General features: G+C 67.3%; 13 protein-coding genes and 2 pseudogenes. 6 read left to right on the forward strand and 9 right to left on the reverse strand.

The features are described 5' to 3' along the window. Positions 1-42: 42 nt before the first annotated feature. Positions 43-897 (reverse strand): annotated as a pseudogene (locus WBG99_RS00530) (Tn3 family transposase); the annotation flags it as partial. Between the two features lie 170 nt (positions 898-1,067). On the opposite strand from WBG99_RS00530, the gene WBG99_RS00535 reads away from it, so the two are divergent. Further along, on the forward strand, positions 1,068-1,685 hold the full coding sequence (locus WBG99_RS00535) for an NUDIX domain-containing protein (protein ID WP_338894375.1): 618 nt from the start codon (positions 1,068-1,070) through the stop codon (positions 1,683-1,685). 213 nt (positions 1,686-1,898) lie between these two features. Then, positions 1,899-2,366, forward strand: a complete 468-nt coding sequence (locus WBG99_RS00540) for a hypothetical protein (protein WP_338894376.1) — start codon at positions 1,899-1,901, stop codon at positions 2,364-2,366. A 54-nt stretch (positions 2,367-2,420) separates the two neighbouring features. Here the strand turns inward: WBG99_RS00540 and WBG99_RS00545 are convergent, their stop codons facing one another. Continuing rightward, complete coding sequence (locus WBG99_RS00545; protein ID WP_338894377.1) at positions 2,421-3,671, reverse strand: IS256 family transposase; 1,251 nt, start codon at positions 3,669-3,671, stop codon at positions 2,421-2,423. 146 nt (positions 3,672-3,817) lie between these two features. Between WBG99_RS00545 and WBG99_RS00550 the strand changes: the two genes are divergently transcribed. The 3 genes and pseudogenes from WBG99_RS00550 to WBG99_RS00560 all read left to right on the forward strand — a co-directional run. Beyond that, the gene (locus WBG99_RS00550) at positions 3,818-3,916 is read left to right on the forward strand and encodes a transposase (RefSeq protein WP_338894378.1); all 99 of its coding nucleotides are present in this window, start codon (positions 3,818-3,820) and stop codon (positions 3,914-3,916) included. Between the two features lie 148 nt (positions 3,917-4,064). Beyond that, positions 4,065-5,555, forward strand: a complete 1,491-nt coding sequence (locus tag WBG99_RS00555; RefSeq protein WP_338900158.1) for an ISL3 family transposase — start codon at positions 4,065-4,067, stop codon at positions 5,553-5,555. 38 nt (positions 5,556-5,593) lie between these two features. After that, positions 5,594-6,304 (forward strand): annotated as a pseudogene (locus WBG99_RS00560) (IS256 family transposase); the annotation flags it as partial. Between the two features lie 165 nt (positions 6,305-6,469). Here WBG99_RS00560 and WBG99_RS00565 read toward each other — a convergent pair. Then, entirely contained in the window at positions 6,470-6,904 is a 435-nt protein-coding gene (locus WBG99_RS00565) for an Rrf2 family transcriptional regulator (RefSeq protein WP_338894379.1), read from the reverse strand. Positions 6,905-7,032: 128 nt separating this feature from the next. On the opposite strand from WBG99_RS00565, the gene WBG99_RS00570 reads away from it, so the two are divergent. Continuing rightward, positions 7,033-7,788, forward strand: a complete 756-nt coding sequence (locus WBG99_RS00570) for an SDR family oxidoreductase (protein WP_338894380.1) — start codon at positions 7,033-7,035, stop codon at positions 7,786-7,788. Positions 7,789-8,379: 591 nt separating this feature from the next. On the opposite strand, the gene WBG99_RS00575 is transcribed toward WBG99_RS00570, so the two are convergent. The 6 genes from WBG99_RS00575 to WBG99_RS00600 form a co-directional block, all read right to left on the reverse strand. Then, a complete protein-coding gene (locus WBG99_RS00575; protein ID WP_338894381.1) occupies positions 8,380-9,975 on the reverse strand; it encodes a hypothetical protein in 1,596 nt (531 codons plus the stop codon). After that, positions 9,972-10,391, reverse strand: a complete 420-nt coding sequence (locus WBG99_RS00580) for a hypothetical protein (protein ID WP_338894382.1) — start codon at positions 10,389-10,391, stop codon at positions 9,972-9,974. Before WBG99_RS00580 ends, WBG99_RS00575 begins: the two co-directional genes overlap by 4 nt. Positions 10,392-10,552: 161 nt before the next feature. Then, entirely contained in the window at positions 10,553-11,173 is a 621-nt protein-coding gene (locus tag WBG99_RS00585; protein WP_338894383.1) for an IS5 family transposase, read from the reverse strand. 129 nt (positions 11,174-11,302) lie between these two features. Next, positions 11,303-11,545, reverse strand: coding sequence for a hypothetical protein (locus tag WBG99_RS00590; protein WP_338894384.1), 243 nt, complete (start codon positions 11,543-11,545; stop codon positions 11,303-11,305). Between the two features lie 217 nt (positions 11,546-11,762). Beyond that, positions 11,763-12,113 carry a metalloregulator ArsR/SmtB family transcription factor gene (locus tag WBG99_RS00595; protein WP_338894385.1) on the reverse strand — a complete coding sequence of 117 codons (351 nt, stop codon included), beginning with the start codon at positions 12,111-12,113 and terminating at the stop codon, positions 11,763-11,765. Next, the gene (locus WBG99_RS00600) at positions 12,110-12,568 is read right to left on the reverse strand and encodes an SRPBCC domain-containing protein (protein WP_338894386.1); all 459 of its coding nucleotides are present in this window, start codon (positions 12,566-12,568) and stop codon (positions 12,110-12,112) included. Before WBG99_RS00600 ends, WBG99_RS00595 begins: the two co-directional genes overlap by 4 nt. Positions 12,569-12,645: the final 77 nt, after the last annotated feature.

Raw genomic sequence — 12,645 nt, forward strand, 5'->3', positions numbered from 1 at the left:
GCACTTGAAGTTGAGCCGGACCCGCGCACGGAATTCGTCCAGATAAGGGTTCACGTGCGTCCAGAACAGGGGGGACAGGGCCCGCCGGTCGGCGTCGGTGAGCCGCTTCTGCCACTTCTCTTCGCTCAGGATGTCCTGGAGGAGCAGGGTGTTGACGTGCACCAGCGCGGACTGGAGCAGGTGCAGGGCGAGCGTGGAGACCTCCTGTGACTCCTTTTCGGAGCCGGTCAGGTCGCCATCCTTGCCGTAGAACAGGTCGTGGTTCGCGCTGTTCCAGTTCTCCACGACCTGGAGCCCGTCGTTGATCTCCCGGCGCAGGTCCGCGTCGGCGAGGTAGCCGCAGATGAACGCCGTACGTACCGCCCGCCCGAGTTCCTCGATCGCGCGGTAGGTGGGGTGCTTGGGCCCGCCGCGGGTGAAGCGGCGCAGGACCTGCTCGGCCTCGGCGGTGCCCAGGCGCAGGGCGGTGGTGTATTTGACGATCTGGTCGTACTGCTGGCGGATCAGGTCCCAGTCGATCGTCTTGGTCGACAGCACCGGCGCCAGGTTCGGCCACTTCTCGTCCTCCCCGGCCGTCGGCCGGTACAGCCGCGCGGAGCCGACGTTCTTCAACCTGGGCAGCAGGTTGAAGCCGAGCATGTGGGCGAAGGCGAACCCGACGATGGAGGCGCCGTGCGTGTCGGTGTACTGCCGGTCGATCTCCACGTCCGTGCAGTGCCGCAGCACACCCTCGATCATCGCGGCGACCTCGGACGCCGAGCAGGACTTGAGCTGGCTGTAGACGCACAGCGACTTCTTCTCGACGTGCCAGTAGATCATCACCCCGGGCCCGTAAGCGCGCGGGTTCGCGGATTCCTGAACGGGAGTGAGGTGGAACCCGCGTGTGGCTCGGAGCATAGCCGCCCCGATGCGGTTGAGTTCGCACCTGTCGACGTACACGGTCAAATGCTCAGCCGCGCACGGAGGAAAGTCAGATCCTCGGTTGATGCACGGCACCCGAGTCGGTGCGGTCGGCCGGGAACCGCGCGACGTCGCCTGATGTCAGTGCCTCCTGTCAGGATGCGCGGATGACCTCAACCAGCCACCCGCTCACCGACCCTGACGATCAGCCCCGTGCCCACCTTCGGGAGTTGGTCGGCGCCATCGAACGGTGGGACGACCTGGAACGCACCCATCTGAAGACCGCCACACAGTGGATCGCCAGCGGAGCTCCGGTCTACCGGGTGCGCAAGCCGGATGTTCCGGCGATGCACTTGGTGAGCTACTTCGTCGTCCTCGACGACACGCGCGGGCAGTTGCTGCTCGTCGCGCACCGCAAGGCGGGTCTGTGGCTGCCAGCCGGAGGGCACGTCGAGCCGGGTGAGGACCCATGGGCTGCGGTGGTCCGCGAATGCCATGAAGAGCTGGGCATCGAGGCCGTGGCATCGCCGATCAGCGGTGAGCTCCCCTTCTTCCTCACCGTCACTCGAACCCGGGGGCAGGGCGTACACACCGACGTCTCTCTCTGGTATCTCCTCGACGCCGATGCTGACACCATCACCTCCTTCGACCAAGGCGAGTTCGACGCGATCCGGTGGCTGACCGACGAGCAGGTTCTCGAGGAGCCGGACGAACTGCTCGACCCCCACATGCACCGCTTCACGCGCAAGCTGCAGCGCGCCCGGACCAGAAGGCATCGCGGGTAGCCTCCTCCGGTGTCCGCGGTGCTTACGACCCCGCGACGACGGCACAACGCCGAGACCGACACCAGCACCGCTCAGGTCCGCCGTCTCTATGGGGAGTCGTGACCGCGAGGGTTGTCAACGCTCTCTGAAATCTGACCCCAGGCGAGTCTCTGAAAACTGACCCCCATGTTGTTGGCCGCCGAGTGCCCTGCTCACCTCGGCAGGCTGTCAGCCGTGGATGCCAGAATCAGCAGCATGACTCTGTGCGACTACTTCTCCGCTGTTGACGACCAGGCTGCCATCGCGGTCCTGCAATCTCCGGGAGGACCAGGTCGAGCGGAGTTCGACGTGTTCCTCCTCAAGAACATCGACCCGGTCGTCGCGATTGCCCAGCTCGAGGCCATCATGACGGGCTGCAGCTATGAAGAGGCCAGCGAACGCCCACGGTCCGGGCAGCTGCTGTCATCGCCGGAGGACGGCCCGCCCTTTGTGGTCAGCTTGTCGGACTCCTTGTTCGATGCCCTCGTCACGGCGGGGGACGACGATCTTGCTCGTATTGCTGAGCTGTGGTCGAAGACCGACGAGCTCCGGCAGATTCGGATCAGCGTTGAGGTCTCGGCGGATGTTCTGAAGGGCCTGGTCGGACTGGCTCAGCGCGCTCAGGCCTCCGGTCAGCGGTTGTATTGCTGGTGGGCGCTGTGAATTACCGGCGTGTCCGGCGAGTAATTGTCAAGAGTTGTGGATCAGTGGGGTTGCTCAGGCGGCGACTTCAGGGCGTTCTACGAGGTGACCGTTCTTGAAGCGGGCGCCGTTGCGGACGAGGGCGACAAGGTGGGGTGCGGTGATCGCTCGCCAGCGGGCCTGGGCGGACTCGACGAGCTTGAACACCATCGCCAGGGCCGCGGCCGGGCTGCCGGCCCCGCGGGTTACCTTGGTCCTCAACTTCACGGTGCTGAAAGTGGACTCGATGGGATTTGTCGTGCGCAGGTGCACCCAGTGCTCGGCGGGGAAGTCGTAGAACGCGAGGAGCTCGTCGGCCTCGTCGGTGATCTTCTTGGCCGCTTTCGGCCACTTCGCTCCGTAGGCACGCTCGAAGTCCCTGACCGCCTTCTCGGCGTGGTCACGGTCCTCGGCGTTGTAGATCTCCTGCAGGGCCTTCTTCGCGCCGGGCTGAGCCGACTTCGGTAGCGCGTTCATGACATTGCGGACCTTGTGAACCCAGCACCTCTGGTGTCTGGCCTGGGGAAACACCTCTGCGAGGGCCCTCCACAGGCCCATCGCCCCGTCGCCGACGACGAGTTCGGGATCGCGCATGCCGCGTCGGCGGCAGTCACGCAGCAGATCCGCCCATGACTCGGTCGATTCACGCAGCCCCTCGGCCAGCGCGATGAGTTCCTTGCGGCCGTCGGGGCGCACGCCCATGAGGACCAGGACGCAGGAGTGGGCCTGGCCGAGGCGGACCTTGGGGTGGACGCCGTCGGCCCACACGTAGACGTAATCGGAATCCGACAGGTCGCGGGCCTGGAAGGCGGTGTGGTCGTCGGTCCACTGCTTCGTCAGCCGGATCACCGTCGCCGGCGAGAGGCCGGCCGAGGAACCCAGGAACTGCTCCATCGCGGGCACGAAATCCCCGGAGGACAGTCCGTGGAGGTAGAGCAGGGGCAGGACCTCGCTGATCTTCGGGGACTTACGGCACCACGGCGCGAGGATCTTCGACGAGAACCGCTTGCGCTCACCGGTCTCCACGTCGACGCGCTTGTCGTTCACGCGGGGCGCCTTCACCACGACCGGCCCGGCGGCGGTGGTCACCGTCCGCTCGCGATGATGGCCGTTGCGGACCACCAGACGGCGGCCGACCTCGTCCCGCTCACCAGCCAACTCAGCTATGTACTGGTTGACTTCGGCCTCCAGGGCCGCGGCGAGCATCCGCCGGGCACCCTCACGGACGATGTCGTCCATCAGGGATCCGGTCTCGGTGGTTCCGTCGTTGTTGACTACGCTGAGCACGGGCGTGCCTTCCCAACCCGCGGTGCAACGCGGGTCTACTCGGTGACCATCAATCGATCACTCGGGAAGGTACGCCCTCCGCGTTTCGCGAGGCACCCCTCCCGAGGCCGATCCACAGGTCTTGAGCATTGCTCGTGATGGACGGGATGGCGGAATGGTCCAACCGCCCCCTGGACCGCGTCTATCCGGTGTTGTTCGTCGATGCGATCAACGTGAAGATCCGGGTTCTGTCGACGATCTTGTGATCCGGACGGTTGAACGGGTCGTGCCGACTGTTCGCGATCATGCATCGCGTGCTCTCGTGATGTGCTCTTGGAGCTGTTTCCGCACCTGTCCGCGCTGCTGATCGAGGAGGTCGAACGACGGCCGGAAAAGGTGGTGTTGAGGACGCGGGTGCGGGCCACGACTGGGGCCTGCCGGTGCGGCCAGAGGTCGTCTCGGGTGCACGGTCGGTACGTACGGAGGTTGCGCGATGTCGCCGTTGGCGGGCTCGGCGTGGTGATCGAGTTGTGCGTGCGCCGATTCCGCTGCGAGAACCCTGACTGCACAGCGGTGACGTTCGCCGAACAGATCGCGGGGCTGACCACCCCGCACAGTCGCTATGGCCCGCTGCTGCGTGGGGTGTTAACGCGGGTCGGGCTGGCGCTGGCCGGCAGGGCAGGAGTCCGACTCGCGGCCGCGGCCGGTATCACCGTGGGCAAGGACACGCTGCTGCGGCTGGTCAGAGCCCTGCCCGACCCGGAGATCGGCCAGGTGGAGGTACTCGGTGTCGACGACTTCGCCTTCCGTAAAGGCCGCCACTACGGCACTGTGCTCATCGACATGGCCACCCACCGTCCACTGCACCTCTACGACGGACGTGAGGGAGAGGACCTGGCTGCCTGGCTCCGCGGTCACCCTGAGGTGAAGGTCATCTGCCGTGACCGTTCCGGCGGATACGCGGAAGGTGCACGGGTCGGGGCACCGCAGGCCGAGCAGGTCGCTGATCGCTATCACCTGTGGGCCAACCTCGGACAGGCGGTCGAGAAGTCGGTGAACGCCCATCGTTCCCGCCTGACCGAACCAGTTCCCGCAACTGACGGTAACTCCGATGCCCTGGAGGCGGAGCCCGAGAAGGTCCAGCCATCGACGGAGCTGAAGATCGTGACTCGATTGCGTGAGCAGCATGCCGCCGCCCACGAACTGTGGGAGAAGGGCATGTCCAAGGCGGCGATCGGCCGGAAACTCGGGCTGCACCAAGCCACCGTCCGCAAGCTGGTCAACGCCCGCTCCGCGGACGAAGTCGTCGCCAAGAGCCTGCAACGGGCGCATATCGTCGATCCGTACGTCGGCCACCTGCACCGGCGCTGGAACGAAGGTGTCAGAAACGCCGCCCAGCTCTACCGCGAGATCCAACAACTGGGCTATCCAGGTGGCGAGTTGGCCGTCCAGCGTCATCTGCGGCGCTACCGAACCGGGCGCGGACATGCACCCGTCCCCGGCCCCAAGCCGCCATCGGTCCGCGAGGTCACCTCCTGGATCATGACCCACCCCGAGCACCTGCGGGACGAGGACGCCGACAAGCTCCACCGCCTACGCAAACGGGATCCCGAGCTCGACCGGCTCACCCTCCACGTCAGGAAGTTCGCCGCGATGATGACCGGACGCCACGGCGACCGCCTCGAAGACTGGATCACCAACGCTGAGCAAGACACGCTGACCCCGCTCGCGGGCTTCGCCCGCAACCTCCGCCGCGACTTCGACGCCGTCCGCAACGGACTGTCCCTGCCACACAGTTCCGGCACCGTCGAAGGCAACATCAACCGGCTGAAGATGCTGAAACGCCAGATGTTCGGCAGGGCCAGCCTCGATCTCCTACGCAAACGCGTCCTACTCGCACGGTGAGTCTGAACCGTCCGGATCACAAGATCGTCGACAGAACCAAGATCAGGGACGGGCAGGTGGCGAACCGTCCGATCTACGTCGTCATGGCCGTGACCGCCGAGGGCCACCGCGACATCCTGGGGATCTGGGCAGGCGACGGGGGCGAGGGCGCGAAGTACTGGCTGAGCGTGTTCACGGACCTGAAGAACAGGGGCGTCGACGATGTCCTGATGCTGGTCTGCGACGGACTGAAGGGCCTGCCCGAGGCGGTGGAGGCCGTCTGGCCTCGAACGATTGTGCAGACCTGCGTCGTTCACCTGCTGCGGAACTCCTTCCGGCACGCGGCCCGCCAGGACTGGGACAAGATCGCCAAGGCGTTGAAGCCCGTCTACACGGCACCGAACGAGAACGCCGCGACCGAGCGGTTCAGCGAGTTCCAGGAAGCCTGGGGCAAGAAGTACCCGGCGGTCATCCGGCTCTGGGAGAACGCCTGGGCCGAGTTCGTGCCCTTCCTCTCCTTCGACGTCGAGATCCGCAAGGTCATCTGCTCGACGAATGCGATCGAGTCCGTCAACGCCCGCATCCGCAAGGCCGTTCGCGCCCGCGGCCACTTTCCCAACGAGGCCGCGGCCATGAAGTGCGTCTACATGGCGCTGATGAGCCCGGACCCGACCGGCAAGGGCCGCAAGCGATGGACCATGCGCTGGAAGGCGCCCCTGAACGCCTTCCAGATCGCCTTCGAAGGCCGGCTCACCCCGGCCGCCAACTGACCCCTACAAAAACTGGATCAGCCGTCTACTGGACACACCCGGCGGAAGCCTCACTGGGCATCGCAGCCACGGCGAATTGGGCAACGGAGTCGACTTGGTTGCCAGGCTATTCACTGGCCTGGGCATCGATGGGGATCTTGGTGATGTCAGGGCGTAACGGGGAGGCTAGCGAGGTGCCGCGAGTACCTCCCGGAGTACGGTCTCGAGCGTGACGCGGGCCAGCTCATGTCTCAGGGTCTCCTCGATGCCTTCGTAGATGCCCTGCATCGCCGGCTGGATGCCGTAACCCACCACGCATCCCTGGTCCGGGGTGGTGCGGTGCATCGCGAACAGCGGGCCGGGTTCCACGGCCTCGTACACGTCGAGCAGGGTCATCGACTCCAGCTCGCGTGCCAGTGACCAGCCCGCGCCCACGCCCCGTCGGGACTCCACGAGCCCAGACCTGCGCAGCTCGCCGAGCAGCCGTCTGATTACCACTGGGTTGGTGTTCGCGCTGGTCGCGATCTGCTCGGAGGTGGCGACCTCATGGCCCTGGCGCTGGTAGAGGCCGATCCAGGCCAGCGCGTGGGCGGCGATGGTCAGCCTGCTGTTGGCGCTCATGGACTCATCCTCTCGGCCGCAACGCTTCAGGTTACGACAGTGCCGTCGTAACAGTGAAGGTTGCAACAGCACGTCGTAACAATTAGCGTTACGACTGCCAGGAAGGGTCAATCAACGAGGTGAGAAGAATGAGCAATCCACTCATGGGCAAGGTCGCCCTGGTCACCGGGGGGTCGCGCGGACTGGGAGCCGCGACCGTACGGCTGCTGGCCGAGCAGGGCGCCGACGTCGCCTTCACCTACGTCAGCTCCGAGAAGCAGGCGCAGGCAGTCGTCGACGAGGTGCACGGCAAGGGTGCCAAGGCCGTCGCCTTCCAGTCCGACCAGGCGGACACGAGCCGGGCGCCGGCGCTGATCGACGACGTGGTCGCGCACTTCGGCGGCCTGGACATCCTCGTCAACAACGCGGCGATCTCGGTGGAGCAGGGCCGCACGGTGGACGACCCGGACGCCGACACCGCCGCCCTGGACCGGATGCACGCCACCAACTACCTCGGCGTGATCGCCGTCATCCGGGCCGCCTCCCGAGTGCTGCGCACGGGCGGCCGCATCATCACGGTGAGTTCCGGACTGGGCTCCCGAGTCGGCGCCCCCGGCCTTGCCGACTACTCGGCGACCAAGTCCGGGATCGAGAGGTACACCATGGGCGTCGCACGCGACCTCGGGCCCCGGAACATCACGGCCAACGTCGTGGAGGCCGGACTGATGGAGGGCGGCATGCAACCGCCGGACCCCGACACTCTCAAGGCCCTGGTCAGCTCGCTGTCCCTGCAACGCATGGGGCACCCCGACGAAATCGCCGCGGCGATCGCCTTCCTGGCGAGCCCCGCAGCGTCGTACGTCACGGGCGCGGTGCTGGACGCCCACGGCGGCTACAACGCCTGAACCCGAACCCTGCCGCGCGCCCCGAAGGACATCGCGCCTTCGGGGCGCGCACCGCCGACGACCCGCGACAAGGCGTACGACTCGAAGGCTGTGCGCGGTGAGCTGCGACGCCGCTGCATCCAGGCGCTCCCGCAAGGGCTCCCCGAACATCAAGGGCCTGGGCAAGATCCGCTATCGCCGAGCAGATCGCCCTGCTCCACCAGTTCAGACGCCTCGCGGTCCGCGGGGAACGACGTATCGAACTCCACGACGTCTTCGTCTCGTTGGCTTGCAGCCTCATCTGCTCCACACGCCTCAAGAAGACCGGATCGTGATCGCGTTACGAGCTCTGAGGAGAGCGGCTCCTGACGAACGATCTTCTCCGCAGACTGCCGCCCACGACCAGGGTGAGTCCCCCGAGTACGTGTCACACCAGCCCTTCGACCTGCGCCTTCAAGTTGGTGGAGGCTCACTGAACGGCGAAGCCCCTCAGACCGATGGCCATGGCGCCTGCCTCACTCTCCAGGGCGGCACGCTCGACGACACCGGTTCCTTCACGGTGACCACGTCCGTGGAACTGAACGAGACCAAACTGGCCGCCAAGTCCATCGGTTACAGCGGGCAGATCGTGGGGCAGCGGACGACGGACGGCTCGGCCTGGGGACTGTGGTACGAACTCACCGGCAAGGAGACGGTGCTGGACGAGGAGACGCGGGGCTGAACGGACGCCGACGCATTGAGTTCCTCGCCCGCTGGCCCTCGAACAGGGCGATGCAGCATGCCCGCGACCGGATCCGGGAGATCACCGCCCGGCGCAGGCTCCCGCTGCAGCCGCAAGCGATCGTGGAGGACCTCAACTTGTTCCTCCGGGGCTGGATGGCGTACTTCAGATACGGCCACTCCGCCCAACGCTTCAGCAAGATCGGCAGATTCGCAAGGGAACGCGTCGCGCACTTCATCAGCAGGAAACACCGGCGCAGCCGGGCGTTCGGCTGGTGGGTACTGACCGTCGCGTCCCCGAACGAACTCGGACTGATCAGCCCGTACGGAACCGTCGTGGCACCCAGGGCAGGCAAGCCCTGGCGGGAAAGACCGAATGCCGCCGGTAAACGGCGTCGGTGAGCCGTGTGCGGGAGAACCGCATGCACGGTTCGAAGCGGCGGGGGCTGGAAACGGAGCGGACGTACTCCGCCACCGCGCCAGCCCCCGACCCTGCACCCTGAGGTCGAGCTGATGCCGGGCGCCGTCGACCAGCACGACCCAGGTCCGGCGGTGCTCGGGGTCGCGGGCTTCGGCCTGGTCGAACACCGCGGTGATGACCTGCTCGGCGGTGTCGTTCACCGAGCCGCACAGCCACTTGGACCTGGCTTTCGGGCCCGGGCGACGCTCCTTCACGGGGTCGGCGGGGTCGGTGATGATGTCGTCGATGCCGCGGACGGCGGGCTCGGCGTCGTAGACGGTGCCCAGGGTGGCCATCCGTTTGCGGCCGTTCTTCTCGCCGGGCGCGAGCCTGGTCGCCATCTTGTTGCCGTTTTTGGCTGCGGCGGCTTTCGCGGTGGCTTCGCGCAGCGCCTCGGGCCTTATCACCACGCCCTTGCCGTCGGTGGACAGCACCAGCAGCGTGGCGTCGGTGCACGGCTCGGGCACCAGGGCCTGGTAGAACGCGTCGATGTCGGCCGCGGCGGCCACGGCGAGTTCCTGGACCTGCCGGTGGCCGATGCCGGCGCCGGTCAGCACGTTGACGCGGTCGACCGCCTCGGCGAAGGAGCCGCGGGCGGACTCGGTCGCGGCGAGCCGGGCCAGCCCCAGGCTGTGCATCCCGGCAGGCATGTTCAGTGCGGCGTCGGACAGGTGCAGATCGGCCGAGCCGGTGGCTCGGTAGGCGATCCGGGTCGTTGTGACCTTCCCGAACACCGTGGCCAGGATCCGCCTCCGGCCCCGCTCGATCCGGGTGCGCTCGACACCGGCCGCATCGACCACCGGATCGGCCCGCTGCTCGCGCACCGCGCGCAGATCCAGATGGTCCTGGAACAGCTGCCGGGTCACCTCGCGCATCCGCGCCGCGAGCAGGTCCTCCAGCCCTGAATGCGTCAACGCGGCGGCGTCCGGCGACGTCAGATCCGTGGCGACCTGCTCGAACAGGCCGCGGGAGGCGGCGAACGCGAGCTCGGCCACCGCCAGAGGGCCGGTCTCCGGGACGGCGCTCACCAGCCCAACTCCCGTCCGTCCACCCTGAACAGCCCCGGCGCGATCTCGGCGAGGATCCCGCGTTCCACCAGGCGCTTCAGCTTCGAGCGCATGCCCTCCACGTGACGGGCCTCGCTCTGAAGCCCCAGCTCCACGCACACCTCCTTGCACCGCCACGCCGACCCCGACGTCGCGAACAGCGCGGTGATCCGCTGGTAGTCCGGCGACATCACCGTCACATCGCCCGCGGCCTCGGCGGCCAGCAGTGCCGCGGCAACGTCGACCGGCCCGGACACTGCCGGCACGGAGGCATCACACGCGGCTACCGGACCGTCGGCCAGCACCTGCTCCACCGTCTCCCGCGTGATCTGCAGCCGGGACAGTTCGCCTTCCACCTGGGACAACGCTTCGGAAAGCTCCGCGATCTGCTTGCGCAACCCCGCGATTCTGGCCCGGCATTCACTCTCTCTGGCATCCAACGCGGCCATCAACGACGGCACCACACCACCCCGCCTCACCCGGTGCCCGCACCCACGGCCAGCTCACCTCGCCGACGGTAGAGACCGCCCCACACCGGCACATCCCGAACCCCTGCGAATCACCCCAACGAGGCACCCCCACAAGATCTGCACCCGTTGGCGATCTGGTCACGTTTCTCCGGGATCGTGCAGCGGATACCGCGCTTGCGCAGGTAGGCGCGGTTCGCACGGGAGCCGTACGCCTTGTCGGCACGAACCTTGTCCGGCCGGGTCCGCGGACGGCCCGGCCCGAGCCGGGGCACGCGGATACGGCCCAGGACCACCTGGAACTGCGGGGAGTCACCACGCTGTCCGGCCGTGATCACCAGCGACATCGGCTTCTGGGCCTGCTCGACCGCCAGATGGAGCCTGGTGGTCAGCCCGCCCCGGGAGCGTCCGAGCCCGTGGTCGTCGGGCTCGGTGAACACACCACCGGGCGACTCGACCTGCAGATCCCCCTTTTTGCAGGCACCCGCAGCATGCTGGTGAGCGCGGGCGATCGTCGAGTCCACCGAGACATCCCAGGTGATCAGCCCCTCGGCATCGGCCCGGGCCTGCAGTTGCTCGAAGATCCGATACCAGGTGCCGTCCCGCTGCCAACGCCGGAACAGCCCGTACACCGTCTCCCACGGACCGTACCGCTCCGGCACGTCCCGCCACGGAGCACCAGTACGGGTGCGCCAGCGTATGCCATCTATCAACTGCCGCTTGGTGTGCACCAGCGGCCGTCCGGACTTCTTCCCAGAGGCAGCAGGGGCTCCAGCTTCGCCCACTGCGCATTCGTCAGATCGCGCCGCCCCACAAAGTGGATCTTGGCACATCAACACGCCCTAGTGCCAGTCGCTGATCCGGACGTCGTCGGGCGCCGGCCTGCCGCGTCCCGTCTCCACGAAGTCCTTGAGGCTCATCAGGAAGGTCGCCCACTTCGTGCTGCAGTGGTGCGTGAACTCGACCGGCTCACGCCAGCCCTCGTGTGTGAACAGGACGATCGTGTAGTCGTCGCGTCGGCTGAGGCTCCAGTCGATCTCGGTCCCGATCCACTCGGTGGGACCGTCGGTGACGCGCCACCGCACGTGGCCGGCCGGGTCGAGCTCGACGATCTTCCATGTCGAAGCCGCCGACGTCGCCGAAGCGGAACGCCAGCTGACCGCCGACCTCGCTCTTGCCGGTGGTGTCGGTCGTCCACCAGCCGGCGATGCCCTCGGGCGTGGCGACGGCCCGGTAGACGTCGTCCAGCGGCGCGACGGCGCCGACGCGATGCAGGATCGCGATGCAGGATGTCGGGCATCTTCATTCTCCTTCGGTGTGGTCGCGGCTGCGTTCGATCGCCTCCGCGATGTGCTTGATCCGGCGCAGTAAGGCGTCCCAGGAAGTGCCGACCGCGGCCAGCTGCGCGGCCGCGCGGGCGAGCTGTGTCTCGTCGACCCGGTAGCGCCGCTCGCGACCGGCCGGCTCGGCACGAACCAGCCCGACTCGGTCGAGAACGGCGAGATGTTTGGACACGGCCTGCCGGGTGAGGGGCAGGCCCGCGCTGAGCGAGGTGGCCGTTCCGGCTCCGGACGCGAGGAGCAGGTCGATCAGCGTGCGCCGGGTGGGGTCACCGATCGCCGACCACAGTTCGTCGTCGACCGGCGTACTCATGAGGTCGACACCAGTCGCGCGACGTACGCGCCCAGCCGGGGAACGTAGTGGTCCCACGCGCTCGCGTGATCGCAGTACTGCTCCTCGAGAACGGCGACCTCCCAGCCCATCTCGCGGAACCCGGTCTCGGTCATCCGCACCCGGGTCCCCTGCTCCGTCGGCACCAGGTCGAAGGTGACCAGCAACGAGTCCCCGGGACGCGCGGCGTCGGTGTAGCACCACCTGAACGAGAACCGCGACGGCGGGTCGACCTCGACGACGGTGAGCGCGACGGTCATCGTCTCGCCGGTCGCCTCGTCCCGCCAGAAGAGCTCACCGGGCGCCCCTGATACGGACTTGAACCGGGCGTCCTCCGGCCACCACTCCCGCATGTGCTCCGACCGGCTGACGACCTCGAAGACCACCTCCGGTGGTGCGTCGACGTGGATCTCGCGCTCGATGCTGCCGTACTCCACGCGCGAACCCTTTCGCAACCTTTAGTTGCGCATCAGAGTACGGCAGCGGGTGGTAATGCGCAACGTTTGGTTGCATA

Origin of the sequence: Streptomyces sp. TG1A-60, from assembly GCF_037201975.1 — a bacterium.
Classification (GTDB): domain Bacteria; phylum Actinomycetota; class Actinomycetes; order Streptomycetales; family Streptomycetaceae; genus Streptomyces.

Coding starts and splice junctions, on each gene's coding strand:
- WBG99_RS00535 (WP_338894375.1), top strand. CDS start 1,068: ATGACCTCAACCAGCCACCCGCTCACCGACCCTGACGATCAGCCCCGT.
- WBG99_RS00550 (WP_338894378.1), top strand. CDS start 3,818: ATGGCGGAATGGTCCAACCGCCCCCTGGACCGCGTCTATCCGGTGTTG.
- WBG99_RS00565 (WP_338894379.1), bottom strand. CDS start 6,904: ATGAGCGCCAACAGCAGGCTGACCATCGCCGCCCACGCGCTGGCCTGG.
- WBG99_RS00570 (WP_338894380.1), top strand. CDS start 7,033: ATGAGCAATCCACTCATGGGCAAGGTCGCCCTGGTCACCGGGGGGTCG.
- WBG99_RS00595 (WP_338894385.1), bottom strand. CDS start 12,113: ATGAGTACGCCGGTCGACGACGAACTGTGGTCGGCGATCGGTGACCCC.